At 44.7% G+C, this 25,564-nt stretch carries 25 protein-coding genes and 1 pseudogene; 4 read left to right on the plus strand and 22 right to left on the minus strand.

What is annotated here, in order from left to right:
• Positions 1-96: 96 nt before the first annotated feature.
• Both mnmE and J5566_RS03010 read left to right on the plus strand, forming a co-directional pair.
• Entirely contained in the window at positions 97-1,470 is a 1,374-nt protein-coding gene (mnmE, locus tag J5566_RS03005) for a tRNA uridine-5-carboxymethylaminomethyl(34) synthesis GTPase MnmE (protein ID WP_208562012.1), read from the plus strand.
• Positions 1,471-1,561: 91 nt separating this feature from the next.
• Positions 1,562-2,644, plus strand: coding sequence for a hypothetical protein (locus J5566_RS03010; protein ID WP_208562013.1), 1,083 nt, complete (start codon positions 1,562-1,564; stop codon positions 2,642-2,644).
• 146 nt (positions 2,645-2,790) lie between these two features.
• Here the strand turns inward: J5566_RS03010 and J5566_RS03015 are convergent, their stop codons facing one another.
• From J5566_RS03015 to cdaA, 11 genes are all read right to left on the minus strand, one after another.
• On the minus strand, positions 2,791-4,251 hold the full coding sequence (locus J5566_RS03015; protein ID WP_208562014.1) for a flotillin family protein: 1,461 nt from the start codon (positions 4,249-4,251) through the stop codon (positions 2,791-2,793).
• Positions 4,252-4,281: 30 nt separating this feature from the next.
• Entirely contained in the window at positions 4,282-4,809 is a 528-nt protein-coding gene (locus J5566_RS03020; protein WP_208562015.1) for a LemA family protein, read from the minus strand.
• A gap of 13 nt (positions 4,810-4,822) precedes the next feature.
• The gene (locus J5566_RS03025) at positions 4,823-5,569 is read right to left on the minus strand and encodes a TPM domain-containing protein (protein WP_208562016.1); all 747 of its coding nucleotides are present in this window, start codon (positions 5,567-5,569) and stop codon (positions 4,823-4,825) included.
• Between the two features lie 269 nt (positions 5,570-5,838).
• Positions 5,839-7,239 carry a dipeptidase PepV gene (pepV, locus tag J5566_RS03030; RefSeq protein ID WP_208562017.1) on the minus strand — a complete coding sequence of 467 codons (1,401 nt, stop codon included), beginning with the start codon at positions 7,237-7,239 and terminating at the stop codon, positions 5,839-5,841.
• 579 nt (positions 7,240-7,818) lie between these two features.
• Complete coding sequence (locus J5566_RS03035; protein ID WP_208562018.1) at positions 7,819-8,247, minus strand: cupin domain-containing protein; 429 nt, start codon at positions 8,245-8,247, stop codon at positions 7,819-7,821.
• A gap of 142 nt (positions 8,248-8,389) precedes the next feature.
• Complete coding sequence (locus J5566_RS03040; RefSeq protein ID WP_208562019.1) at positions 8,390-8,764, minus strand: DUF4825 domain-containing protein; 375 nt, start codon at positions 8,762-8,764, stop codon at positions 8,390-8,392.
• Positions 8,765-8,850: 86 nt separating this feature from the next.
• Positions 8,851-9,630, minus strand: a complete 780-nt coding sequence (locus tag J5566_RS03045; RefSeq protein WP_208562020.1) for a class I SAM-dependent methyltransferase — start codon at positions 9,628-9,630, stop codon at positions 8,851-8,853.
• Between the two features lie 102 nt (positions 9,631-9,732).
• The gene (locus tag J5566_RS03050; RefSeq protein ID WP_105211997.1) at positions 9,733-11,277 is read right to left on the minus strand and encodes an ABC-F family ATP-binding cassette domain-containing protein; all 1,545 of its coding nucleotides are present in this window, start codon (positions 11,275-11,277) and stop codon (positions 9,733-9,735) included.
• A gap of 50 nt (positions 11,278-11,327) precedes the next feature.
• Positions 11,328-12,680 (minus strand): phosphoglucosamine mutase, encoded by a 1,353-nt coding sequence (glmM, locus tag J5566_RS03055; RefSeq protein WP_208562021.1) that lies wholly within the window; start codon positions 12,678-12,680, stop codon positions 11,328-11,330.
• A 25-nt stretch (positions 12,681-12,705) separates the two neighbouring features.
• Positions 12,706-13,410: a CdaR family protein gene (locus J5566_RS03060; protein WP_208562022.1), complete on the minus strand. Its 705-nt coding sequence runs from the start codon at positions 13,408-13,410 to the stop codon at positions 12,706-12,708.
• The gene (gene cdaA, locus J5566_RS03065) at positions 13,411-14,253 is read right to left on the minus strand and encodes a diadenylate cyclase CdaA (RefSeq protein ID WP_279630943.1); all 843 of its coding nucleotides are present in this window, start codon (positions 14,251-14,253) and stop codon (positions 13,411-13,413) included.
• 157 nt (positions 14,254-14,410) lie between these two features.
• Between cdaA and murT the strand changes: the two genes are divergently transcribed.
• The gene (gene murT, locus J5566_RS03070; RefSeq protein ID WP_208562023.1) at positions 14,411-15,754 is read left to right on the plus strand and encodes a lipid II isoglutaminyl synthase subunit MurT; all 1,344 of its coding nucleotides are present in this window, start codon (positions 14,411-14,413) and stop codon (positions 15,752-15,754) included.
• Positions 15,754-16,539 carry a lipid II isoglutaminyl synthase subunit GatD gene (gene gatD / locus J5566_RS03075; RefSeq protein WP_208562024.1) on the plus strand — a complete coding sequence of 262 codons (786 nt, stop codon included), beginning with the start codon at positions 15,754-15,756 and terminating at the stop codon, positions 16,537-16,539. The genes murT and gatD overlap by 1 nt, the downstream gene beginning before the upstream one ends.
• 54 nt (positions 16,540-16,593) lie before the next feature.
• Here gatD and J5566_RS10785 read toward each other — a convergent pair.
• The 11 genes and pseudogenes from J5566_RS10785 to J5566_RS03130 all read right to left on the minus strand — a co-directional run.
• Positions 16,594-16,677, minus strand: a pseudogene (locus J5566_RS10785) (rRNA adenine methyltransferase); the annotation flags it as partial.
• Positions 16,646-17,383 carry a 23S rRNA (adenine(2058)-N(6))-methyltransferase Erm(B) gene (gene erm(B) / locus J5566_RS03085; RefSeq protein ID WP_002321849.1) on the minus strand — a complete coding sequence of 246 codons (738 nt, stop codon included), beginning with the start codon at positions 17,381-17,383 and terminating at the stop codon, positions 16,646-16,648. The pseudogene J5566_RS10785 and the gene erm(B), both read right to left, overlap by 32 nt.
• Positions 17,384-17,507: 124 nt before the next feature.
• On the minus strand, positions 17,508-17,591 hold the full coding sequence (locus J5566_RS03090; protein WP_105108100.1) for a 23S rRNA methyltransferase attenuation leader peptide: 84 nt from the start codon (positions 17,589-17,591) through the stop codon (positions 17,508-17,510).
• A 105-nt stretch (positions 17,592-17,696) separates the two neighbouring features.
• Complete coding sequence (locus J5566_RS03095; protein ID WP_208562025.1) at positions 17,697-18,524, minus strand: putative RNA methyltransferase; 828 nt, start codon at positions 18,522-18,524, stop codon at positions 17,697-17,699.
• 1 nt (position 18,525) lies between these two features.
• On the minus strand, positions 18,526-19,002 hold the full coding sequence (locus tag J5566_RS03100; protein ID WP_208562026.1) for a DUF3955 domain-containing protein: 477 nt from the start codon (positions 19,000-19,002) through the stop codon (positions 18,526-18,528).
• A gap of 322 nt (positions 19,003-19,324) precedes the next feature.
• Entirely contained in the window at positions 19,325-21,223 is a 1,899-nt protein-coding gene (locus tag J5566_RS03105; protein ID WP_208562027.1) for an ABC-F family ATP-binding cassette domain-containing protein, read from the minus strand.
• A gap of 115 nt (positions 21,224-21,338) precedes the next feature.
• Positions 21,339-21,704, minus strand: a complete 366-nt coding sequence (locus J5566_RS03110) for a hypothetical protein (RefSeq protein ID WP_208562028.1) — start codon at positions 21,702-21,704, stop codon at positions 21,339-21,341.
• An 11-nt stretch (positions 21,705-21,715) separates the two neighbouring features.
• A complete protein-coding gene (locus J5566_RS03115; protein WP_208562029.1) occupies positions 21,716-22,414 on the minus strand; it encodes a M57 family metalloprotease in 699 nt (232 codons plus the stop codon).
• Between the two features lie 65 nt (positions 22,415-22,479).
• The gene (locus J5566_RS03120; protein ID WP_208562030.1) at positions 22,480-23,259 is read right to left on the minus strand and encodes an alpha/beta hydrolase; all 780 of its coding nucleotides are present in this window, start codon (positions 23,257-23,259) and stop codon (positions 22,480-22,482) included.
• A 68-nt stretch (positions 23,260-23,327) separates the two neighbouring features.
• Positions 23,328-24,989 (minus strand): ribonuclease J, encoded by a 1,662-nt coding sequence (locus J5566_RS03125; protein ID WP_208562031.1) that lies wholly within the window; start codon positions 24,987-24,989, stop codon positions 23,328-23,330.
• Positions 24,990-25,140: 151 nt separating this feature from the next.
• Positions 25,141-25,551 carry a hypothetical protein gene (locus tag J5566_RS03130; protein ID WP_244228941.1) on the minus strand — a complete coding sequence of 137 codons (411 nt, stop codon included), beginning with the start codon at positions 25,549-25,551 and terminating at the stop codon, positions 25,141-25,143.
• Positions 25,552-25,564: the final 13 nt, after the last annotated feature.

Raw genomic sequence — 25,564 nt, forward strand, 5'->3', positions numbered from 1 at the left:
ACTCAATACATTTCTGCACTCCCCATCCCTCATCTGTGCTTTTTTTATCATTCCATGATACACTAATAGATAAGACGATTTTAGAAAGAAAGAGAAATGATCACCAAAGAATTCGATACAATAACAGCAATTTCCACACCTCTCGGTGAGGGGGCTATCGGGATTGTCCGCCTGTCTGGGACGGATGCTTTTGCCATTGCCAGCAAGGTTTTCAAGGGCAAGGACTTGGCGACTGTTCCTAGCCACAGCCTCAACTACGGTCACATTATTGATCCAGCGACGGGGCAAGTGCTGGACGAGGTCATGATCGGAGCCATGCGTTCTCCAAAAACCTTCACGCGCGAAGATGTCATCGAGATTAATACCCACGGAGGCATCGCCGTTACCAACGAAATCCTCCAGCTCCTGATTCGCCAAGGGGCTCGAATGGCTGAGCCAGGCGAGTTTACCAAGCGGGCCTTTCTCAACGGCCGTGTGGATTTAACCCAGGCCGAAGCTGTCATGGATGTCATCCGTGCCAAGACTGACAAAGCTATGCACAATGCCGTCCGCCAGCTTGACGGCTCCCTCTCCCAGCTCATCAACGACACGCGCCAAGAGATTCTCAACACACTGGCACAGGTCGAGGTCAACATCGACTACCCTGAGTACGACGACGTTGAGGAGGCGACGACAGAGCTGGTCCGTGAGAAAACCCTCCAGTTCCAAGCTCTTCTAGAAAATCTCCTACGTACTGCCCGCCGTGGAAAAATCCTGCGTGAAGGCATCGCAACTGCCATTATCGGTCGCCCCAATGTCGGAAAATCCAGCCTGCTCAATAACCTTCTCCGCGAGGAAAAAGCCATCGTTACAGACATCGCAGGAACAACCCGTGACGTTATCGAAGAATACGTCAACATCAAAGGCGTCCCCCTCAAGCTGATTGATACAGCAGGTATCCGTGAAACAGACGACATCGTTGAAAAAATCGGCGTGGAACGGTCTAAAAAAGCCCTTGAGGAGGCCGACCTCATCCTTCTAGTCCTCAACGCATCTGAACCCCTGACCGAGCAAGACAGCAATCTCCTAGCCATTTCAGACATGGCCAACCGCATTGTCCTGCTCAACAAGACCGACCTGGAAGAGCAGATTGAGGCAGACCAACTGCCTGAGGATGTCATCCGCATTTCCGTCTTAAAAAACCAGAATATCGACCAGATTGAAGAAAAAATCAACCAGCTCTTCTTTGAAAATGCTGGTCTGGTAGAGCAAGATGCCACCTACCTATCAAACTCTCGCCACATTTCCCTGATCGAGCAAGCCGTTCAAAGCCTGCAAGCTGTCAATGACGGACTGGAAATGGGCATGCCTGTTGACTTGTTACAGGTTGACCTGACACGCTGTTGGCAAATTTTGGGAGAAATCACAGGTGATGCAGCTCCAGACGAACTCATCACTCAACTCTTTAGCCAATTCTGTCTTGGAAAATAATTCAGTAGCAGATTTTTCTGCTATTTTTTTTGTGAAATCCTTGATTTTTTTGTCCTATTGTATTATTATGTTAATAGAAAGAGGTGGTTATATGAAAAAGTTAATTGCTCTGATTATCACACTAATTATCGCCTGCATTGGTATTCTCTTTTGGAATTTTACCAGCTACAAGCAAGAACCCTTACCAATCCAGGCAGATGCTGATTTCTACATCGTCCACACCAACGCTATCTCCTCCTATCGTCTAAACGGAGACACTATCGAGACGCTGAAATCAACAAAGATGTGGATTTCGGACCAAATTGCCTGGCGGTCAGCACAGACGGTCGATCAACGCTACCTCATCATGTCAGAAGATGGCATCAAGTCCTTTGGTGAATCCTTGATCAAGCTTGATTTTCAGGATGCTACCATACAACGCCGAGCAACCCGTCATTTTTCTCATGTAACAGGGACAGATGGCAAGTATTTCTATACCAATGATTACGGTCAATTGACTAAGTTTGATACCAATCTCAAGGAAGTCAAGGCTCATATTTTTAAGGAAGACCATTTTCCTGAGCAAAATATCAATGTATATAAAGATAAAATTTACATGACAGGCTCTATCCGAACTTCAAAGCCTGGGGAAGATTGGACAGCCAAAAATGTTGTCTTCATTTTTGACAAGGATAGTTTGGAACTGCTCGAAACAGTAGAGATTGATCAAAACTTATCAACGATAAACAGCCAGGTTTTAGGTGACAAGCTCTACCTTCCGATTGCAGCTTATCAAGAAGACCAGCAAAACTTTATTCGCTCCTATGATATAGCAGTCTTCCAATTGGATACGCTTGACATGAATAAAATCAATTTAAAGACCCACAGTCCTGAAGTTATCCATCCGCTTGATGATCAAAACTTGCTTTTTATTGAGCACAATAATTATGAACATGGTAAGTTGATCGCAACCATATATGATACCAAAACTGGACAAGAATCCTTGCATGATTTTTCACAGTTTGATGTAGAGGATTCCTACTGGATTTCTTCTGTCAAACAGGTTGATGCGGAACGATTGGTCATCACCATTGGCGATCATCTTCTACTATACAACTGGAAAACAAAGACAGTCCTTAGTCAAGTAACGACCGAATTTGAAGCCATAAGTGGCCTTTGGTGGGCAAACAACTAAGTTTGTTATTAGAAAATTTCCCACTTATTTCCTATCTGTAGTAAATGAAACACCTAGAAAATTTAAACTTTCTAGGTGTTTTTGATTGTGTTGCAATGCAAATCCTCCACCAGTAAACGACAAGGTGGCTGTTTGTGATGAAGATTTCACAGAGGTTTATTTGTTTTTTGGTCTTCCTGACTGGTTAGTCCATTTGAGATAGCTCGGCCAGTCAAAGTCGCTGTGATCAAATCACGGACATTGAGCCCCAGTCCTTCTGTTGTTTTATCCATGGTCGTCATCAAGTCACCGACCATCTTAGAAGCGTTTCCTTCGCCATACATGGTAATTTTATCGACATTTCCAAGTGGAGCAGCGATATTCTTGGCGATTTCTGGAAGAACATTGACTACCATCTCTGTCACCGCTGCATCATTAAACTTAGCCATGGCATCTGCTTTCTTGCTGAGACCTTCTGCTTCTGCTTCTAGTTTCAATCTGATAGCTTCTGCTTCGGCACGTCCCTTGGCCTCAATACCTGCCGCTTCTTGCTCCGCAGCATACTTGGCGGCTTCGGCACGCGCCTTTTGAGCCTCTGCTTCTTTTTGCGTTTCGTAGAGTTCAGCTTCAGCTTTTCGTTGGCGTTCAATCAAATCCGCTTCTGCTGCTTGTTGTCGAGCATATTTTTCAGCTTCGGCTTGCTTGCGAATGGTTGCAGATAGTTCTTGCTCACGGACTTTTACTTCTTCAGCCTTGACTTCTGCTTCTTTTTGTTGCTTGACGATATTGGCTTCCGCTGTCGCCCGCTCGATCTCCTTACGCTGTGCTTGTTCTTCAATGCCGTAGGCTGCATTGGCTTGGGCTAGTTGGACATCTGCCTGCCGTTTGAGATTGGCTTGTTCGATGGCCAGTTCATTTTGTTTTTTTGCGATTTCCAAATCAGCGGCGACACGTGCATCGTTGGCTGCCTTATCTTCTCGGGCACGAACTTCCGCCTGTTCACGCTCTGCTTTTGCACGGGCATTTGCAGCATCTTTTTGAATGGTCACAATGTTGTCAATCCCCAGGTTTTTAATCACATCATTATCGTCTGTGAAGGATTGGACGGTAAAGGCAATGATTTCTAACCCCATTTTTGCAAGATCGGGAGCAGCATTTGACTGGACCTTTTCTGCAAAGGCTTGGCGGTTGTTGACCATGTCTCGCAGTTCCATCTGGCCAATGATTTCACGCAGATTTCCTTCCAAAACATCTTGAATAGATGCAGAAATGTCCGCCGTTTTCCAGTTAAGGAAGTTTTGGGCTGCTGCATTGAGCAATTCTTCGGTCACACCGACCTTGACCTTGACTACTGCATCTGCTTTGACGTTGATAAAATCAAGAGTGGGTACAAAGTCTGTTGTCTGCACATCTGTTGAAAACTGTTCAATAGAGACATAGGAACGCTTTTCAATAAATGGAATCATGAAACCAGAACGTCCAATTAAGGTTCTTGGCTTCCGCAAGCCTGTGATGACAATGGCTTCATTGGGTTTTGCTGAAACGTATCCTAGGGCAAATAGGATGATAAATCCGATAATCACCAATAGGGGCACAAAAATGGTCATAAGGGTTGTTACGATTTCCATAGACTTTCCTTTCTATCCTTGTCTGGTAAATCATTGAGGGTAATAGGCTTCCTCTTCCATCGAGCTGAGTGGAGTGAGGAGGTTTGTCGGAAATTGGCTCTTAAACTCCTGAAAAGTTTGAAGTCTTTGGTTGTAATTATGTGCTGCCGCCTCGAGACTGGTCGCTGACTCAGTTATGTCATCCGCCAGTTCCATGGCCTTGACTTCCATGACAGTCGCTGCCTCTTGGTCAACTGCTTGCGCTAATGAAACCAGACTTTGAGAAAGATCTGCACTTGCCTGCCAGTAAGAGGCGCTATATTTTGGTGCTGCGTTCTCAAATACCTCTTGACACTCTTTCACTTCTCTGATAAGTTCTGGACGAATCTTTAAAGACTCTGCAGTTGCTATTAAACTTGGAAGCAAGTGATACTGTCGCTCTATGGGTGCAATCAACTCTATTTTTGCATCCTGAAGCTGACTCTTTACTTCTGAAACCTCCATATGTGACCAACTCAAAAAGCCAACAATTCCTAATACTATCAAGCCTGTCACAAAGAACAAATAGGTTTTCTTCATCTTGACCTCCCTTCTATCTTCCCATGTCAGCTCTGCCATCACTAGCTGAGTCACTCGTCCAACTTGGACTCTCTAGTGTTGTCTTATCTGGCTGGTTGGCAGAGGAGGAAAAATGATCAAAGGGGATCCAAATAAATTGACCTGCATCTCCCTTTCTCCTAGCTGACTGATCCATGACAATGGCAAGGGTCAAAAAGGCTACCAAGACAAACAAGGGCAAATAAGTTGAGAACTGTTGGTAGGCACTTTTTTCTTCGACTTGGAGAGTCGTTTTCCCCAAAACTTGCTCTTCAATTGCAGCCAACAACTGTAAGCTTACCTTGTCAAGCTCGCCAGCTTGAAACTTCTCTTGAACCGATGCCAAGATAGTAGCGATTTCTTCATCCGTCAAAAGCGTTTGGAGCCGGTCGCTGGTTTGTAGGTGAACTTGCTGATCTTTCATAGCCATGATCACCAGAACAACTGATGATTGCTCTGCCTGTCCCTGCCAATCAGCAAGTAGCTTGCTAGCCAGAGAATCAAGGTCGGCATCCACTTGGTCCGTCACATAGTACCAAACTCGGAGAGGCTGCCCTGCTTGCTCCCAGCCCTGGTTTTGCTGGTCAATAGTCTGCTTGGTCTCTTCGGAAAGATAGGACTGGGAATCCTTCACCATGCTCGCCACTGGCTTTTCCAAATCGGTATCTGCAACCACGGGTGGACCTAACCAAATCAGCAAGACAGAAAGCATAGAAAAACAAAACAAGAAGATTTTTTTCATCTTTAGAAACCTCCTCTCTCCTTTTTATATCATTATACCATTTTTTCTGAGTTGTAAATTGGATTTATATGTATTTTTTCATATAAAAAACCAGCTGTTAAATGACAACTGGTTAAAACTTTCTCGCTTCTTAATTTTCAAGCCATGATACAAGGTCCACTGGACCTGTTTTCGCTCTTGTGTTTTTAGGCGAAAAGATTCAAGGTCTACTGGACCTGTTTTCGATCTTATGTTTTTAGGCGAAAAGATTCAAGGTCCACTGGACCTTTTTATTTAATCAACTCATAAATAGCTTCTGCGTAAATGGTAGCGGCACGGTAGAGTTGCTCGACTTCGATAAATTCGTTTGCTTGGTGCATGGTGTTGACATCTCCTGGGAACATAGCTCCGTAGGCAACACCACGTTTGAGCAAGCGTCCGAATGTTCCGCCACCGATCACTTGTTCATGACCTTTCAAGCCTGTGTGTTTTTCGTAAACAGACAAGAGGGTTGCAACCATTGGGTCATCGATTGGGCAATAGTGTGGGGTATGACCATGCGCTGACAGGCTGACAGCTTCTACACCCAGTTGTTCCAAACCAGCCTTGATGGTTTCAGGGTTGGTATTTTTTGGATAACGGAAGTTGAGGGCAATGGTGTTATCAGATGAGGTTTCATCAAACTTAAAGACACCTGCGTTCATAGAAAGGGCACCCATTTGCTCATCGTGGATGGCTACGCCGAGTTTTTGGGCATCGTGGTCTTCCAGAAGGACTTGTCCTGCCAAGTCAAGATAGTTTTTGGCTGCTCCGTCAAAGGCAAATTGGCTGAGGAATTTTGCCAAATAGGTTGCTCCGTTGACACCTTCTTCTGGGGTTGAACCGTGGGCTGATTTTCCGATGACGGTGACTTGAACTTGACCGTTTTCAAGGATTTCCGCGTCAGCTTTTAGGCCATAGGCTGCTGTGAAGTCTGCCAACTTGCTGTCCAGATCTGCTAGGTCGCCAGAGATAATAGCTGTCGCAGATTCAGGCACCATGTTCTCACGCAGGCCGCCTGTGAAGGAATGCAGTTTAGCAGCTCCGCTATTTTCCCCCGCAAAATGAAGATAAGCTGTGATATTGCCCTTTTCGCCGTTGATAATCGGGAACTCAGCATCAGGCGAGAAGCCGAAATCTGGCAATGGAAGCCCAACATGCTCGAAGTAGTAATCCATGTCCGCCCAGCCTGACTCTTCATCGGTACCGACGATGAAGCGGACTTTTTTAGAAGTCGGAAGGCCCAACTCCTTGATGATTTTCAGGCCGTAGTAGCAAGCCATGGTTGGTCCCTTGTCGTCAGAAGATCCGCGGGCAAAGAGCTTGCCATCGATGATTTGTGGCTCGTATGGGTCAGTGTTCCAGCCGCTTCCTGCTGGCACCACGTCCAAGTGTCCAAAAATACCTAGGACTTCGTCGCCTTCACCAAATTCGAAATGACCTGCGTAGTTATCGACATTTTTAGTCGGATAGCCGTCACGCTGAGCGATTTCCAGGAACTTGTCCAAGGCACGTACTGGTCCAGGTCCAAATGGATGCTGGGCATCTGCCTGGCTATCGTCACGCTCGGAATTGATGCGGAGGAGGTCAAAGAGATCCGCTAGGAACTCATCTTTGCGTTTGTCTAACTCTGCTCTAAAATTAATTGTCATATCTTCTCCTTTTCAGTATCGTCATTTGGTTTATCATTTATTACTTCGATGACTGAAAAGCTCCAGTGGAGGTTTTCAGCCTACCACCTGTCATTAAAAGAGTGGTAGTTTGAAACATAGTTTCCTTAGTTCCAACTTCAAACACTCCACTGGAGTGTTTGAACTCGTCTTGCCTGATTGAAACAGTCTGGGAGATTGTTTCAAGTCAATGCCTAGAAAAAAGAAAGCATTGAGTTATGCCGCGGTTCGTTGACACAAACTTCGTTTGTTTCATCTCCAACCTTCAAAGGTTCCCCGAACCTTTGAAGCTAGTAATATAAGTAAACCAAAAAACTATATCAAAGTAAGTCTATTTTATCATATTTTGAAGGATTTCAGTTATAAAAAATGGGAGTGGAACAAAAATCGGTAACCCGCAGGGTTCGATGAGTCGTTAGCCCACCCCCGCACAGTTGAGTAGGGCTGTAAAAGCTGATAAAATCAGCTAATTAGAGCCCACTCAACCACTGCGTCAAGTTTAACTATTGATAAAAACCTAAGGAGGCCAGGACTTTTGTCCCAGCCTCTGAGCTTGTATAATCAATGACCATGCTCTTCTGCTTCTTCAGCAGCGATAGCGATAGCCTGTGTTTCATGAACTGTCCCGTGAGCGTGATGGGCTGGTCCATAAATAGAATAGATTTTAAGGTCTTCTTGACCGATGTTAATGACATTGTGGTAAGCACCGTTTGGAATCAAAATAGCATCTTCCGGTCCAACTTCAGTATCAAGCGTAATCTTGTCAGCAGATTCGCCCATAATAACACGGCCGTGGCCTTGCTCAATGCGGAGGAATTGATCGTTTTCGTTGTGAACTTCCGCTCCGATGTCACCGCCAACTGGGATGGACATCAGGGTAACTTGTAAAAGCTCGCCTGTCCAGAGGGCTGTGCGGTAGTTGGTATTTTCAAGCGTAGCTGTTTCGATATTGGTTACAAATGGTGCTTTTCCGTAATCTTTAGTTGTCATAGTTGTTTACCTCTAAATTAGAATTATTCCAAACTTTCTTTATTACAATTCTAATTATACTCCTTTTAAAATACTTGTCAAGCATTTTTAGAAACATTATAATTTTCAGATAAATTTAAAAAAAGACCAGCAAACTGGCTGGTCAATCTCTAGTATAAGAAATAATTTCTTCTTCGGTGTCCGCGTCCACAAAGGTTAGCCGATCAAGGTTGCCGATTAACTCAAAAATCGAATCACGATTTTTCTCCAATTCTTGCTCAGCAGAAACAGAAGGGTTTGAAACCTTTAGGAAAACACTCAATCCATAAGGTCTTTCATCAGACTGGATCTCTATATGGTCATACTGATAAGCCGTTGGATAATCTTGCAAACTGGCAATTTTAACTACCTTGTTATTGTCACCGACATACTCTGTTCGATAGTCTTCAATCGATTCGTCACTATCTTTAGCCGTGGACTGGCAAGCTGATAAGCTGAAGATAGATAAGCCAGCTACTAGAAAAACAAATAATCGCATACCTCTCATGTGACGCTCCTCCGTTTTTTATTATATAAATATATTTTACAAAAAAAACGATGGAAAGCAAGTATTAGGCTCCATAACTATGACCACTTTACAGACAAATTAGCCAGATAATCTGCAGCAAATTGGGACAGGCGATTACGGCTGTCTTTGGATTCATAAAAATCAATCATGGCAAAACCAGCTCGCAATTGTCCAGCAATTTGTTCTTCTAAGGTATGGCTAAATTCATAGCCATATTCTGGATTAATCGTGATTTGTCCTGCTTCTTCTAATTTCCGTGAATTGAAAGGCAGGCAATATTTAGGAACCAAGGTCTTGTCTGGACGATCCCAAACATCGTCCCCGTCAAATATGTAAATCCAAGGGTTCATGTAACCCACCATGAGCAGTCCACCTTTTTTCAAAACCCGATAGGATTCCTGCCACATCGTTGTCAGGTCTTCAATATAGACATTTGAAACGGGGCAAAAAATGATATCAAAACTCTCGTCTTCAAAAGGAAAAGGCTGTGTCATATCTGCCTGCACCGTCTGCAAGGCCAAGTTTTCTCGTTCCGCAACCAAACGATCCTTGTCCAGCTGTTCCTTGGAAAAATCCATAATGGTCGTTTGGTAACCATGAGCCGCAAAAATTGGTCCCTGTTGACCGCCACCACAGGCTAGTCCCAGCAATTTCTTGCCTTGGGCTTTTTCAAACCAGTCAAGCGGTACGGTTTTGCCAACTGTCAGAGAAACAGATAGAGGCTTATCTTTGGCAACAAGAAATTCCTCATGACTGAGCGGAACTGTATAGGCATTTCCCTGTCTAGCTGAAACCCGATTCCAACGTTCTTGGTTGTAGTTTACATAGTCTGTCATTCTTACTTCCTCTGAAGAGTTCTAATCAGTGTGACCTCGTTTCTTTATACTTATATTATAGTATAAAGAAAGAGAAAAAGCTATCGTTCGATAGCTTTTGGTCTACGTCAAGTCGTTAAAATCCCAGACATCATCTACCCATCCTTCATAGAAATCAGGCTCGTGGCAGACCATGAGGATAGAGCCCTTGTAGGCTTGAAGGGCGCGTTTGAGTTCGTCCTTGGCATCCACATCCAAGTGGTTGGTTGGCTCGTCAAGAACCAAGACATTGTTTTCACGGTTCATGAGCAAACAGAAACGAACTTTGGCCTGTTCACCACCTGAAAGAACTTGAATTTGGCTTTCGATATGCTTGGAAGTCAGACCGCAACGAGCCAAGGCTGCTCGTACTTCTGCTTGGTTAAGGGCTGGGAAGGCATCCCAAACCGCTTCTAGTGGCGTCTGACGATTGCCACCAGCTACCTCTTGCTCGAAATAGCCTAGTTCCAAATATTCCCCGCGCTCCACAGAACCACCAAGAGGTGGAATAATCCCTAGTAAACTTTTAAGAAGAGTGGATTTACCGATACCATTGGCACCGACAATGGCAATCTTCTGGTTGCGCTCAAAAGTGAGATTGAGCGGTTTACGGGTCAAGACACGGTCGTAACCAATTTCCAAATCAGTCGTTTGGAAGATAAAGCGACTTGGCGTCCGAGCCATTTTGAAATCAAATGATGGCTTTGGTTTCTCTGCTTGAAGTTCAATAATCTCCATCTTGTCCAATTTCTTCTGACGAGACATGGCCATGTTTCGAGTTGCAACACGGGCCTTATTACGGTTAACGAAGTCCTGCAAGTCTGCGATTTCCTTCTGCTGGCGCTCATAGGCTGCCTCCAACTGAGCCCGCTTCATAGCATGAACTTCTTGGAACTGGTAATAATCCCCTGTGTAACGGGTTAAGAGTTGATTTTCCACATGGTAGACAATGTTAATCACATCATTCAAGAAAGGAATGTCATGCGAAATCAAGACAAAGGCATTTTCATAGTTCTGCAAGTAGCGTTTGAGCCAGTCGATGTGTTCGGCATCCAAGTAGTTGGTTGGCTCATCCAGAAGCAAGATGTCAGGCTTTTCCAAGAGCAATTTTGCCAAAAGAACTTTTGTCCGTTGACCACCAGACAACTCCGTCACATCCTTGTCCATGCCATAGTCCATGACACCAAGCGCACGCGCTACTTCGTCAATCTTGGCATCCAGCGTATAGAAATCACGGCTTTCCAAACGATCCTGCAGCTCACCAACCTCTTCCATGAGGGCATCCATATCGGCACCCTCTTCTGCCATAGACATGTAAATATCGTTGATGCGAGCTTCTGTCTTGAAAAGTTCATCGAATGCTGTACGTAAGACATCACGGACAGATTGACCTTTTTCTAATTTAGCATGCTGGTCTAAATAACCTGCCGTTACATAACGTGACCATTCAACCTTACCTTCATCTGGCTGCAATTGACCCGTCACGATGGACATGAAGGTTGATTTCCCCTCGCCATTGGCACCGACAAGACCGATATGCTCCCCTTTTAAGAGACGGAAGGAGACATTCTCAAAAATGGCACGGTCACCAAACCCATGACTTAAATTCTTTACTTCTAAAATACTCATAATTTCCTCACAAAAGAGGCTGGAAATCCTTCCAGTCTCTGTCTCATTTCTTAATCCAAACCGATCTCAGCACGGACCACATCAGCAATGGTGTCCACGTAGTAATCGACTTCAGCATCCGTTGGCGCTTCAGCCATGACACGCAAGAGGGGCTCAGTACCACTTGGGCGAACCAAAATACGACCGTTTCCAGCCATTTCTGCTTCCATTTTTTCAATGATAGCCGCAATAGCAGGCACTTCCATTGCCTTGTCTTTCATGCTGTTTTCCACACGGATATTGACTAATTTTTGTGGGTAAATAGTCACTTCTGCTGCCAATTCAGACAATTTCTTACCAGTTTCTTTCATGATTTTGGTCAATTGCACAGCGGTCAACTGACCATCACCTGTAGTGTTATAATCCATGAGAATGACGTGTCCAGACTGCTCACCGCCGACATTGTAGGCACCTTTGCGCATTTCTTCGACAACATAACGGTCGCCGACTGCGGTCACAGCTTTTTCAATTCCCTCACGATCCAAAGCCTTATGGAAACCAAGGTTAGACATAACAGTTGTTACAATGGTATTTTTAGCAAGAAGTCCCTTGTCTGCTAGGTACTTGCCGATGATATACATGATTCGGTCGCCATCAACCAAGTCACCATTTTCATCGACAGCAATCAGGCGGTCGCTGTCACCGTCAAAGGCAAGTCCGATTTGGCTTCCTGTCTCCTTGACCAACTCTTGCAATTTTTCAGGATGGGTTGAACCGACTCCCTCGTTGATATTCAATCCGTCAGGATGTTCAGCCATTACTGTCAACTCGGCCCCCAAATCAGCAAAGACTTGACGGGCACTGGTTGCAGCTGCACCATTGGCTGTATCCAAAGCAACTTTCATTCCCTCCAACTCCAAGCCTGTTGACACCAGGAATTGCTGGTATTTACGCAAGCCTTCTGGATAATCTACCACATCTCCCAAACCTTGGGCAGATGGGCGAGGGAGGGTATCTTCTGAAGCGTCCAACAGTGCTTCAATTTCAGCTTCCAAGGCATCATCCAACTTAAAGCCGTCACCCGCAAAGAACTTAATTCCGTTATCTTGAGCAGGGTTGTGGCTGGCAGAAATCATGACACCAGCGCTAGCTTTTTCCGTGCGAACCAAATAAGCAACACCTGGAGTCGCCAAAACGCCTAACTTGTATACATGAATCCCGACTGAAAGAAGGCCGGCAACCAAAGCCGCCTCCAACATCTGTCCTGAAATCCGTGTATCACGACCTACAAAAACACGAGGTGTTTCTGTTTCATGCTGACTGAGAACATAACCTCCGAAACGACCTAGTTTGAATGCTAACTCAGGTGTTAATTCAATGTTTGCTTCTCCACGGACACCGTCCGTACCAAAATATTTTCCCATTATAATTTCAATCCTCTTTACTTATTTATTTGATTTTTGTAATGGTTGCCTGAACACCAGCTTCGCTTTGTGAAAGCACTACTGGTAGTACATTTCCTTGCTGGTCAACCGCTTGTATCGTTGCGGTTGCACTAAAATCACTGGACAGATTGGCTGCATCTGTCACAACTGCTTCAACATGGTCAATCAAAGCCATGGTATCTTCATCCGTTGTCACTTTAACGGTTGATACACTGACTGAAACCTTGGATGCCATGTAGCCATCTGCAAGCTGATTGCTATAAATCACACCTTGAACGGCAAAGGTCTTGCTCACTTTTTTACCGATTTTCAAGGTCATCTCAGACGGATTCAAGCTCGCACTCACACCAGTTGGAAGATTGGAAACCTGTAAGGGAACCGAATGGGTCCCTGGCTCCAAATCAGTCAAATCCGCTGTCACCTGGAAGGTGCGGGTTGATTCATCTGACTCTCGCTGTAAAATCACACGGTTGGAGCCAATCAAGTCCACATTGACCGTCGAAGAAAAACCTGAGATGAAATAGGCTTCACTATCATACTTGATTTCAATTGGAATATTGGTCAGTGTGTGTGTGTAGGTCTCTGACTCTGTGCTTTGAACGGTTGAAACGGAATTTTTGTAGTTGGTCGTCGTCGCGTTAAAAAACAAGACCAGGGCAATGACTGCCGATAGGACCAACTGTCCTATTTTTTTCACCTTATCCTGCATCTATTTTCCCCTCCACAATCGTTGCCACCAGCTGATACTGGATTCTGTGCTGAGAATAAATTTTGAACGGAGGAGACTCTCCAGTTCTTCCTTAGACAGATCATGCTGGAAAATGCCATTTTGGGCAATCGAGATACTACCTGTTTCTTCTGACACAATCAAAACAAGGGCATCCGATACTTCTGACAGGCCAATTGCAGCCCGGTGACGAGTCCCAAACTCTTTAGAAATCCCCGCACTTTCTGATAAGGGTAGGTAGGCACAGGCTACGGCAATCTTATTTTCCCTGACAATGACGGCACCATCATGCAAGGGCGTATTGGGAATAAAGATATTGATCAATAATTCGCTGGAAATATCTGCGTGTAGCCCAATTCCAGTCGATGCGTATTCTTGAATGGTCTGTGCTCCTTCGATGGCAATCAAGGCACCGATTTTCCTTGGTGCCATATAGGCAACGGATTTGAGCAGGGATTGGACCAAAACTTCTTCTGAACTGAGACTGGTCCCCATAAATAACTGAGTCGTCCGACCAAGTTTTTCTAAAATCGCTCGTAATTCAGGCGCAAAAATCACAACCGCTGCGATGACCCCATAAGTGATGACCTGGTTCATCAGCCAGGAAATCGTTTGAAGACCGAGCAAACTCGCCACAATTTGGGCCAACAAGAAGAGAAATACTCCTCGAATCAATACCATAATCTTGGTACCCGCCAGCGACTTACTCAATTGGTAAATCAACAGGACAACCAAACTAATATCAACCAGATGAAGCATGGCAATCCAAGGACTAGCGATCAAACTGGACCAATAGTCGGCATCTAATAATTGACTAATATTCAGCTTTCTATCCTCATACTTTCTAATTCAATTCACATGTATCAGTCCTATTATATCATAAATTCCCCGACAACTGTCTAATCCTACTTGTTTTCAAGGGGATTTCTTGCCTCCAAGTTCCATTCTAGAAAATCCCCAATCTTTGTGATAAAATAGACCCATGAAACTGAATACATTACTAGGAATTACAGCAGGAAAAGCCAGCCAGTTTGTCCTCAACAAACTGGGCCGAGGAACCACACTGCCAGGGAAAATTGCCCTCAAATTCGATAAGCATATTTTAGATAGTTTGGCTAAGGATTATGAAGTCGTTGTTGTGACAGGTACCAACGGTAAAACCCTGACCACCGCCCTGACAGTTGGTATCCTCCAAGAAGCATTTGGAGAAATCACAACTAACACCAGCGGTGCCAATATGATTACAGGCATTACGGCAACCTTTTTATCTGCCAAGAAAAATAAAAACGGCAAGAAGATTGCCGTCTTGGAAATCGACGAAGCCAGCCTGGCCCGTGTGACCGACTTTATCAAGCCTAGCTTAATCGTCTTTACCAATATCTTCCGTGACCAGATGGATCGCTACGGTGAAATCTATACCACCTACCAGATGATTTTGGACGGTGCTGCAAAAGCTCCGCAGGCAACTATTTTGGCCAATGGAGATAGTCCGCTTTTCAACTCAACGAAAGTCGTCAATCCAGTTAAATACTATGGTTTTGCGACGGAAGAGCATGAGCCTCGTCTGGCTCATTACAATACTGAGGGTGTTCTCTGTCCACATTGCCACCAGATTATCCAGTACAAGCTCAATACCTACGCTAACTTGGGCAGCTATATCTGTAACAACTGTGGCTTTAGCCGACCTGAACTGGACTACAAGTTGACCGAACTAAAAGAAATCACCAATACTTCTTCTACCTTTGCCATTGACGGTCAGGATTACAAAATCAACATCGGAGGCCTCTACAACATCTACAATGCCCTAGCAGCTGTCAGCGTGGCAGAATTTTTCGGCGTATCTCCTGAGAAAATCAAGGCAGGTTTTGATAAGTCCAAGGCAGTCTTCGGTCGCCAAGAAACCTTTAAACTCGGTGATAAGGATTGTACCTTGGTACTCATTAAAAACCCTGTCGGTGCAACCCAGGCTATTGAAATGATGAAACTGGCTCCATACGATTTTAGCCTGTCCGTCCTTCTCAATGCCAACTACGCTGACGGAATTGATACCAGCTGGATTTGGGACGCTGACTTTGAACAAATCACTCAAATGAACATTCCACAAGTCTTTGCAGGCGGTGTTCGTTCATCTGAAATCGCCCGTCGCCTCCGTGTGACTGGCTATCCTGAAGACCAGATTACAGAAACACCAAAACTGGAAGATATCATGACCTTGATTGAGCAATCGAGTAGTCAGCATGCCTATATCCTCGCAACCTATACGGCTATGCTGGAATTCCGTGACTTGCTGGCTCAACGCCAAGCTGTTGGAAAGGAGATGAAATAATGGTCTATACATCATTAAAAAGTTCTGAAAAAGACTACACTTATGATCTCCACATCGCTCACCTCTACGGCGATTTGATGAATACCTACGGTGACAACGGCAATATCCTCATGCTCAAGTATGTGGCTGAAAAGCTCGGTGCTCGTGTTCAGGTGGACATCGTTTCACTGGCAGATGAATTTGATAAAAATTTCTACGACATCGCCTTTTTCGGCGGTGGACAGGACTATGAACAATCTATTCTTGCAAAAGATTTACCAACTAAAAAAGACAGCTTGGCAGACTTCATCGAAAACGACGGTGTCATGCTGGCTATCTGTGGTGGCTTCCAATTGCTCGGTCAATACTACATCGAAGCTGGCGGCCGCAAGATTGATGGACTGGGTATCATGGACCACTACACCCTTAACCAGACCAACAACCGCTACATCGGTGACATCAAAATTCACAATGATGAATTCAACGAAACCTACTATGGTTTTGAAAACCACCAAGGCCGTACCTTCCTAGCTGACAACCAAAAACCGCTGGGCAAGGTTGTCTATGGCAATGGCAACAATAAAGAAGACGGTGGCGAAGGCCTGCACTACAAAAACACCTTCGGCAGCTACTTCCACGGACCAATCCTGTCCCGCAATGCCAACCTAGCCTACCGCTTGGTCACAACTGCCCTCCGCAAAAAATACGGACAAGACATCCAACTTGCCAGCTATACTGACATCCTCAGCAAAGAAGTCGCTGAAGAATACGGCGATGTGAAAAGCAAGGCAGAATTTGATAAATAAAGCAAAACCGCTTCTGATATTCAGAGGCGGTTTTGTTATTTTCTATTAACTTATATTCCCTTTAGTAACGTGTAACTTTCCAAATTTACAAAAGCGACTCATAGAATTATTTCCTCCCGTTAAATAATAGATAACTATTAAAAATAGACAATACTTGCTCATAAGTAACGGTACTTAAATTGTTTACTTTGGCGTGTTTCATTGCTTGATGAAACTGATTTTTAGTAAACAGTTGACGATATTCTCGATTGACCCATTTTGAAACAAAGTACGTATATAGCTTCCAATATTTATCTGGAACATCTGTGGTATGGCGGGTAAGTTTTATTAAGACACTGTTTACTTTTGGTTTAGGATGAAAGCATTCCGCTGGCAGCTTAAGCAATTGCTGAATCGAGACTTGAGTGTGCAAGAGCAACCCTAGTGTTCGGTGAATATCCAAGGTACGCTTGTAGAATCCTTCTTCAACAATCAGATAGATGTCAGACGCATGGCTTTCAAAAACCACTTTTTTAATAATTTGTGTGCTTAAATGGTAAGGAATATTCCCAACAATTTTATACCTCTGTTTGTTAGGGAATTGAAACTGTAGAATATCTTGGTGAATTAAAGTGACACGAGTGTTCAGTTTTAATTTTTCTGACGATAAGTTGAATAGATGACTGTCTAATTCAATAGACGTTACCTGTTTACTTATTTTAGCCAGTTTCGTCGTTAAATGCCCTTTACCTGTTCCAATTTCGTAAACGGTATCGGTTTCTTTTAAATTCAATTGTTTTATTATTTGGTTGAGTACTTTTTCACTCGTTAAAAAGTTTTGAGAATATTTTATATTTTTGTTCATGTAATCACTCCTGAAGTGATTACATCTGTAAATAAATACAGAAGTTAAATGATTTGTTTGTAATTTTAGTTATCTGTTTAAAAAGTCATAAGATTAGTCACTGGTAGGAATTAATCTAACGTATTTATTTATCTGCGTAATCACTGTTTTTAGTCTGTTTCAAAACAGTAGATGTTTTATCTACATTATGCATTTTGAATACCAACATGACGAATCCCTCCTTCTTAATTACAAATTTTTAGCATCTAATTTAACTTCAATTCCTATTATACAAAATTTTAAGATAATGCACTATCAACACACTCTTTATTTTTTATATAGTTCCAATCAAGAGCAGTCCCTCAATCGTAATCTCGGTCAGCTGGCTCAAGTCCAACTTGGACTGGTCCACTTGGAAAAAGAGGGGCGTCATGTCTGCCAAGACTTGGGCATGTTCTAGGCTAATCGGCAAGGTCCGACTGACCAGTACTTGCTCCACCTGCCCTAGGTAAGACTTGAAATGGTCCACGATAGCCTGGTTATCATAGGACTCCTTGCGGAGTTGGTCTTTAGCTAAATGGCGGAGCTCCTTGAGGTGATTGGGTCCTGGGACCAGCTTGAGAATAGCCCCACCAACTTTCAGCACTCTGGCAAATTCCTGGTAATTAGCTGGGGAAAAGATGTCCAAGATGCCGTCAATTGTCTTGTCTTGAATAGGTAACTTGGTTAAGTCACCGACAAACCATTTGACCGACTTGGTCCTGTCAGATTTGGCTGCCAAGAGAATGGAGTCCTTGGAAATATCAAAAGCAAGAATGTCCAAGTCCATTTTCTCGGCTAACTTACGGGAATAAAAACCCTCTCCACAGCCGATGTCCAAGACAGACCGCAAGCCCAGCTCTGCTATTTTCCCCTCCAAAGCTTCATAGAGATGGTCGTAATAGCCTGCCTCTAAAAAGGCCTGGCGGTTTTCAAAGCTAGACTTGTGGTAGTTGGCGGACTGCTTGACTTGGGGTGCCAGGTTGACGTAGCCCTGCTTGGCGATGTCGAAGGTGTGGCGGTTGGGACAGCGAAGACTGCTCTGGTCAAGACCAAGAGCCTGCCCACAATGTGGACAGGCGAAAAATTGGTCGCTATTGCTAAAACGTGGGTGTTTGGTCATGTTAAGTATTTTCTTTTCTAAAGTGGTGCAGGGCTAGTCCTGATAGGAGCGTGGCAATGGCTCCTGTAAAGACCAGCAAGTAGCCGACTGGAACGAGATAAAAATTCTCATGCAGAATGCCCTCGGCATCAATATACTCGACCGAGTTTGCCTTGATGACAAAGCAGACGAAGCCGATAAGCATGAGAAAACTACCAATAATGGTAATGGTCAGGTGCATCTGGGTACGGCGGCCTTCACGACCGTCCTTGACTAGTTTTTCTGTCATGTTGTTCATGTCAGTTCCTCCTAAGATAAGTTGATCTAAGGAGATCGAAAAGACAGAGGACATGAGAATCAAGAGCTCCAAATCAGGTAGGTTTTTGTCATTTTCCCAGTTGGAAACGGCCTGCCTGGTCACATTGAGTTTGAGGGCAAACTGTTCCTGAGTCAATCCTTCCTTCTTACGTAAGTCCTTGATTTGCTGTCCAAAGTTCATTTCTTTCTCCTTTCAGGGAGCGGGACAGAACTCGAAAAATGAAAAAGAGTTCGTCGTCCCGCCCCCGCACAGTTGATTAGGCCAGATTTGAAGTGTGCAACACGAACAAATCTGCCAATCAACCACTGCGCTGAGATGTTGACACCACCTTCGAGAAGTGATGCTAATCTCTATACTTATCTTAGCTTGTCGGTCGATGTTTGCCAAGAAAGGCGGGCTTGCTCTGGACTTTTTAGCGAAAGGTGGTCTTGCTAACTCCGAAAGAATGGCGTGCAAGCTTGTTCTATCAAGGATTTTAGCCTCTTGTCAACTTGCTGTCAACCTAACCTAATTGCTCAGATAATGCTTCCCATTCTTCCATAAGGCTTTCTTGCTGGCTGGCCAGTTGGTCGATTTCTTTCTGATAATCGGTTAGCTGGCCGATGTCGTTGGTTTCTAGCATGGCTTGGTTGAGCTCGCTTAGGCGGTTTTCGATGGTCTCAATTTCTGCCTCGATTTGCTCGATGCGGCGGGCCAGTTTGCGTTGCTCTTTTTGGTTTTCCTTTTGGGCTTGGTAGTCCATGGCTCCGGCTGATTGGCTAGTACTTTCTAGCTGGTCAGGCTGGGCTTCTGCTTCCTGCTCTGCCTTTTTCTCCAGATAATAGTCATAGTCGCCCAAGTAGAGCGTGGAGCCAGTTTCCGAGATTTCCAGGACCTTGGTGGCGACGCGGTTGATGAAATAGCGGTCGTGGCTGACAAAGAGCAGGGTGCCGTCAAAGTCGATGAGGGCATTTTCTAGGACTTCCTTGCTGTCGATGTCCAGGTGGTTGGTCGGCTCGTCGAGGATGAGGAAGTTGTTATTTTCCATGGATAGCTTGGCCAGGAGTAGGCGGGCTTTTTCCCCACCCGATAGCATGGAAACGGACTTTTTGACATCATCTCCTGAGAAGAGGAAGGCTCCAAGGCGGTTGCGGATTTCCACTTCAGGCGTAGTTGGAAAGGCGGACCAGAGCTCCTCCAAGACTGTGTTGGAAGGCGTCAGGGCAGACTGGGTCTGGTCGTAGTAGCCCACTTCCACATTGGCACCGAGCTTAGCTTCCCCTTTGATAAATGGCAGAGCTCCGATGATGGACTTGAGTAGGGTAGTTTTTCCGATTCCATTCGGACCGACAATGGCAATGGCATCCAGTTTTCTTTGGTCAATGGAAATAGGCTGAGAAAGGATATCTCCATCGTAACCCACCGCAGCATTTTCCACTGTCAAAACGATATTGCCAGAAGTCTTGTCCGACCGGAAAGTCATGTTGGCAGACTTCTGACCAGTTGTTGGCTTGTCCAGTCGCTCCATCTTTTCCAACTGCTTGCGTCTAGCCTGGGCACGCTTGGTGGTCGAAGCACGGACAATATTTTTCTGGACAAAGTCTTCTAACTTGGCAATTTCCTTCTGTTGCTTTTCATAGTTCTGCAACTCAGTCTGTAACTTCTGCTCTTTGAGCTCAACAAACTGAGAATAATTACCCACATAGCGATCCAAGGAATGCTTGGTCAAATCCAGTGTCAGTGTCGCCACCTTGTCCAAGAAATAGCGATCATGGCTGACAATAATCAAGGCTCCCTTGTAGTGAACCAGATAATTTTCCAACCAAGCAATCGTGTCAATGTCCAGGTGGTTGGTTGGCTCATCCAGGACCAAGAGTTCTGGGCTTTCAAGAAGCATTTTGGCCAGTGCAAGTCGGGTATTTTGACCGCCGGAGAGTTCGGAGATTTTCATGTCCCACATGGTCTGGTCAAACTTGAAACCATTCAAAATGGCACGAATGTCTGCCTCATAACTAAAACCACCTGCCAGACGAAATTCCTCCGACAGACTATCATAGGTCTTCATAAGCTGGTCGAGTTCACTTCCAGATAGTCTACCCATCTGCTCTTCCATGGTCCGCAGGCGTTTTTCCGTCGTCCGCAAATCGTCAAAGACATGGAGCATTTCGTCATAAATGGTGTTTTCAGACTGAAAACGGCTGTCCTGTGCCAGGTAAGAAAGGGACAAATCACGCTTGGTTGAAATGTCACCGCTGGTCGCTGCTTCTTCTCCGACAAGAATTTTAAGCAAGGTGGACTTACCAGCACCATTTTTTCCGACAAGGGCAATCCGATCCCGCTCATCGACTTGAATGTTGATATTGTTAAATAAAACTTCGCCCGCAAAAGAGCGTTCAATCTTGTTTCCGCTTAGAATAATCATAGCAATATTGTACCATAAATTGTAAGGCTGGAGGAAGGAAATATGCCAAATCAAACCCGCTTGTAGCAAAGAAAAAATCTTATCTACCAAGTGGATAAGATTGTACAAAGCACCATTAAACCAAGCCCTGGAGCAATTCTTTGTTTTGCCAGAAGAGATAGAGACCCCCAAGAATAATGGCAAGGGTCAAAATAAATTTAATCAAGCCTTTTACAAAGTGAACAATCAACATCAGAATCATGGAGATAATCAACCAACCCCAGGCTGATGATGAAAGCAATTCTTGCATGGCACCAATACTAGCACCTGTAAGAGCCTTAAGAGGGGCTGGAATTTTATCCGCCCAAGAACTATCCAGACCGATCTGCTCCATAATGGTATGGCTGGTGGTTTGCAACCAGGCAAAAATCCCTGCATTGTAGATGAAGAGAAGAGCTTGCTCTGGATACCGTTTAATGGTTGAAATAAGTGAACGCAACATGTCTTTTCCTTCTAATTTAATCCGTAAAGTGTTAATACTGCTTGGATATCCGTTTCCTGAATACCGTTATAGGATCCTGCAGATTCCATGACCGATTCTTGGCTATCATCGTGTGACAAGCCAATGGCGTGCCCCAACTCGTGCTCTGCCGTGTGGACAATCCGATCAAAATCATAGGCATATTCTGGATTATAAAGGTAATAGGCATTTAACTTTACCTTTACAGAATCCAAATAATTGGTTAAAAGATTGGTCGTCGATTCTGCTTCTCCCGCTGCTCGACTGGTTGAATCGTTCATCTCTGTCGCAATAATATCCGCCTGACTGGCATTATCAACCAAGGTAAATGTAAAGGCACCTGTGGCATTCCAGTTGGCAATGGCTGTTTGATAAGCCTCCACAAAAGTAGGACCAGTCGTGTCGATATAGACCGTAGCTGCATTGGTTTCCCAACGGCTAGAAGCCGATTCATTGACCTGATCTGTCGCCAAATGAGTAATGGTATCTAAACCAGATGACAAATCGATTGCAACCTGACCTGTCACAACTTCCTTGGCTTGAGCCACAATACTTTGAAGCACTTGAGGTGCTGCCTGTCCCTCTACATAAAACAAGAGTCCGACAAGGCATAGCCCCACCACAATAGTTAACCAAATAAACGACCAAATCGTGGTCCAAGTAAATCGAACGATTCCTTTTATCAAAGGCATAAACAACTCCCCAATCTTGCGTATTAGGAGACAGTTTAGCAATCTTTTCTGAAACTTTTCTTAAATCAGGACAATCTTTCTTCCAATTCAAAATCAATTGGCAACCAGGCTAAGACCTTTTCAATCTGCTGATTCCAGTAATACCACTCGTGCTTGCCTGGTCCATGACTAGCTTCCAGGTCAAAGCCCGCCTCGGTCAAAGCAGCGACTGCCAGTTGATGCCCTTTATAGAGAAAATCTTCTTCCCCACACCAAGCGTAGAGCTTGGTTTTTTTATCTGACAATTTGGCAATATTTCGCAGGCTGTTTGGATTGGTCGCTTCATTAGACAAATCACCGAAGACACCCTGCCAGTAAGCAGGACTGCCCAGTTCAGCCGAAGCTGGATTGTCAAAATCAAAATACAAGGCACCTGATAAGGAAGCTGCGTAAGAAAAACGATTGGTCGAAAGGGCCAGCTTGAAAGCACCATAGCCACCCATAGACAGACCTGCGATGAAAGTCTTCTCCCGCTTGCTGGACATATTTGGGAAGAAGCGTTTGAGAATCTGCGGTAGTTCAATAGCAATGGCATCGTAGTAATTCATACCGTAGCTGGTATTGGTGTACCAGCCCTTGTCCGTATTGACCATAACTACGATGAGATTGGTATAGCGTACCAATCGTTCTATGGTCGAGCGATTGAGCCAGGAATCCTGATTGCCACCCATCCCATGTAGAAGATAGAGGACAGGAATGTCAGTATCATCTGGATTGTCCACACGGTTGCGATCAGGATAGAGAACATTGACCTGGCGGCTCATGTCCAAAACTTCTGAATGGTATTCGATACGCATGATTGCCATCAGCAAAACTCCTTTTCTTTTGAGAAAGGCCAGGAAAACCCGGCCTCTATACTATATTTACCTAAAAACTAGCGAACTTCCATGATAACCGGAAGGATAGCTGGACGACGCTTGGTTTGATCGAAGAGGTATTTGGCCAGGTCATCACGGACGGCCGCCTTCAATTCTGCCCAATCAAAGCTGTCCTTAGTGAAATAATTTTCCACGCTAGCATTGACCAAATCAGCTGATTCACGCAAGATATCCTTGCTTTTCTTCACATAGACAAAGCCTCTGGTATTGACTTTAGCCTTGGAAATAATCTTCTTCTCACGACGGTTGACGGTCAAAGCCACGATGAAAATGCCGTCCTCTGACAAAATCTTCCGGTCACGCAAGACGATATTGCCCACATCACCGATCGCATTTCCGTCAATCATGACATCGCCCGCTGGAACGGATCCGCTGTGGACAAAGTCTCCTTCTTCAAAAGCCATGACATCCCCACGTTTGACGATGATGATATTTTCTGGGTACATGCCAATCTCAAGCGCAGCTTTAGCATGAGCATCTAGCTGACGGTACTCCCCTTGGACAGGGAAGAGGTATTTGGGCTTGAGGATATTGAGCATGAGCTGGAGGTCGCGGGCATTTCCATGACCCGACACACGCAGGTTTTTGGTAATGGACTTGACGATACCGCCCGCCTGATAGATCATGTTTTCCACACGTGCTACAACAGCTTCCTTGGAAATACTTGGTGTCGTCACGATATAGACCAAATCACCATCCTTAATTTCTACATAGCGGTGACGGCCAATCGACATCTTCCGCAAGCCATTGAGTGGCTCACCCATCCGCCCCGTCTCCAAGATAATCAGCTCGTGGTCCTCGTACTTGCCCATGTCCTTTGGTTTGACCAGGATTTTTTCATTGACCAAGCGGAGCTTCTTGAGCTGCAAGGCTGTACGGACGATATTTTCCACGTCATGACCAGTCAAGACTACGCGACGGCCTGTCGCTTCTGCTGCGTCAAAAATCTGCTGGATACGGATAATGTTGCTGGCAACTGCCGCAACGATGACCCGCCCTTCCCAGTCCGCAATAGTATCAAGGATTTCCTCGCCGACCTCATGGCCGCTAGCCACCTGCACATTGGAATCGGCATTGGCAGAGTCAGACAGAAGCGCCAGAACTCCCTCACGACCAATTTCAGCCAAACGTCCAAAATCCGTCTGATAAAATGGATCAGCAGCCTGGTCAAACTTGAAATCACCAGTATAGACGATGTTGCCTTCTTCCGTTTTGATTACGATTCCCAAACTTTCAGGAATGGAGTGAGTAGTCTTAAAGAAGGACACGACAGAATCTCCAAAATCGATTTCTGTGTCAGCGTTAATAATATGGAAATCTTTAAATTTCTTAGTCGCATTGTTGGTTTTAACCACTAATTTGGCCAATTCAATGGTTAAATGGGAACCGAAGACAGGCACTTTCACATTTTCCAGCAAATAAGGAAGTGCACCAATCGCATCCGCATGTCCATGGGACAAGAAGACACCAGCAACCCGGTCCTTATTTTCTACTAGGTAGTCAAAGTTTGGGACAATGACATCCACACCCAACTGCTCATTTTCAGGGTATTTAGCACCCGCATCTAAGATAAAGATACTGTTCTTCACTTCGGCAATGTAGAGGTTTTTTCCATTTTCCCTCACACCACCCAAAGCCATAATTTTTATATCACTCATGGTTTCTCCTATGATGTTTATTTTCTTACCAACGGTCCTTGGGAATCCCAAGTCGAATTACAGTCTGGCACATGGGCCTATCTTCTATATTATACAACTTTTCATAAGAAAATACAAAAAACTCTGCAAAGAGAGTTTTCATTTTCACATATTAGTAGCCATAGCCTGAGACGGTCCATTTCCCTGAACCCTTCCGTGTCAGAATCCAGTGCCAACCCGTATGCGTCGCACCCGGCTCAAAACCTGTCTGTGTGGCATCTTCATCCACCCGAAAACTGGAAGTTAAAATAATGACTTGGTCAGCTCCATACTCTTCAGCCCATGAATCAAACCAGTCCTCATCATCCCCTGCATAACCTAAACTAATCAACTGGCAATAGTCAAACTGCCGGTCTACATAGTCAATGGTAGTTTCAATGGCCTGATCAATTTCCTTCTGGCTAAAGATTTCCGAGGTCTCCATAGGCACCCGCTTGATTTCGACCGTCTCAGATTGACAGCCAAACAGCAGGGGCAAGGAGAGCAATAACAAACAACAATAAGAGATAATTCTTGATTTCATAGGCAAACTCCTG

The sequence above is a fragment of the Streptococcus suis genome (genome assembly GCF_017601095.1).
GTDB lineage: Bacteria > Bacillota > Bacilli > Lactobacillales > Streptococcaceae > Streptococcus > Streptococcus suis_Z.

What these genes read in the sequence shown, in the direction of transcription:
- J5566_RS03095 (WP_208562025.1), bottom strand. Translation starts at nt 18,524, where the DNA reads ATGACCAAACACCCACGTTTTAGCAATAGCGACCAATTTTTCGCCTGT.
- J5566_RS03130 (WP_244228941.1), bottom strand. Translation starts at nt 25,551, where the DNA reads ATGAAATCAAGAATTATCTCTTATTGTTGTTTGTTATTGCTCTCCTTG.
- murT (WP_208562023.1), top strand. Translation starts at nt 14,411, where the DNA reads ATGAAACTGAATACATTACTAGGAATTACAGCAGGAAAAGCCAGCCAG.
- J5566_RS03010 (WP_208562013.1), top strand. Translation starts at nt 1,562, where the DNA reads ATGAAAAAGTTAATTGCTCTGATTATCACACTAATTATCGCCTGCATT.
- J5566_RS03120 (WP_208562030.1), bottom strand. Translation starts at nt 23,259, where the DNA reads ATGGCAATCATGCGTATCGAATACCATTCAGAAGTTTTGGACATGAGC.
- J5566_RS03105 (WP_208562027.1), bottom strand. Translation starts at nt 21,223, where the DNA reads ATGATTATTCTAAGCGGAAACAAGATTGAACGCTCTTTTGCGGGCGAA.
- glmM (WP_208562021.1), bottom strand. Translation starts at nt 12,680, where the DNA reads ATGGGAAAATATTTTGGTACGGACGGTGTCCGTGGAGAAGCAAACATT.
- J5566_RS03060 (WP_208562022.1), bottom strand. Translation starts at nt 13,410, where the DNA reads ATGCAGGATAAGGTGAAAAAAATAGGACAGTTGGTCCTATCGGCAGTC.
- J5566_RS03125 (WP_208562031.1), bottom strand. Translation starts at nt 24,989, where the DNA reads ATGAGTGATATAAAAATTATGGCTTTGGGTGGTGTGAGGGAAAATGGA.
- pepV (WP_208562017.1), bottom strand. Translation starts at nt 7,239, where the DNA reads ATGACAATTAATTTTAGAGCAGAGTTAGACAAACGCAAAGATGAGTTC.
- mnmE (WP_208562012.1), top strand. Translation starts at nt 97, where the DNA reads ATGATCACCAAAGAATTCGATACAATAACAGCAATTTCCACACCTCTC.
- J5566_RS03090 (WP_105108100.1), bottom strand. Translation starts at nt 17,591, where the DNA reads ATGTTGGTATTCAAAATGCATAATGTAGATAAAACATCTACTGTTTTG.
- J5566_RS03040 (WP_208562019.1), bottom strand. Translation starts at nt 8,764, where the DNA reads ATGCGATTATTTGTTTTTCTAGTAGCTGGCTTATCTATCTTCAGCTTA.
- J5566_RS03025 (WP_208562016.1), bottom strand. Translation starts at nt 5,569, where the DNA reads ATGAAAAAAATCTTCTTGTTTTGTTTTTCTATGCTTTCTGTCTTGCTG.
- J5566_RS03115 (WP_208562029.1), bottom strand. Translation starts at nt 22,414, where the DNA reads ATGCCTTTGATAAAAGGAATCGTTCGATTTACTTGGACCACGATTTGG.
- J5566_RS03045 (WP_208562020.1), bottom strand. Translation starts at nt 9,630, where the DNA reads ATGACAGACTATGTAAACTACAACCAAGAACGTTGGAATCGGGTTTCA.
- J5566_RS03035 (WP_208562018.1), bottom strand. Translation starts at nt 8,247, where the DNA reads ATGACAACTAAAGATTACGGAAAAGCACCATTTGTAACCAATATCGAA.
- gatD (WP_208562024.1), top strand. Translation starts at nt 15,754, where the DNA reads ATGGTCTATACATCATTAAAAAGTTCTGAAAAAGACTACACTTATGAT.
- J5566_RS03100 (WP_208562026.1), bottom strand. Translation starts at nt 19,002, where the DNA reads ATGAACTTTGGACAGCAAATCAAGGACTTACGTAAGAAGGAAGGATTG.
- J5566_RS03050 (WP_105211997.1), bottom strand. Translation starts at nt 11,277, where the DNA reads ATGAGTATTTTAGAAGTAAAGAATTTAAGTCATGGGTTTGGTGACCGT.
- J5566_RS03110 (WP_208562028.1), bottom strand. Translation starts at nt 21,704, where the DNA reads ATGTTGCGTTCACTTATTTCAACCATTAAACGGTATCCAGAGCAAGCT.
- J5566_RS03020 (WP_208562015.1), bottom strand. Translation starts at nt 4,809, where the DNA reads ATGAAGAAAACCTATTTGTTCTTTGTGACAGGCTTGATAGTATTAGGA.
- J5566_RS03015 (WP_208562014.1), bottom strand. Translation starts at nt 4,251, where the DNA reads ATGGAAATCGTAACAACCCTTATGACCATTTTTGTGCCCCTATTGGTG.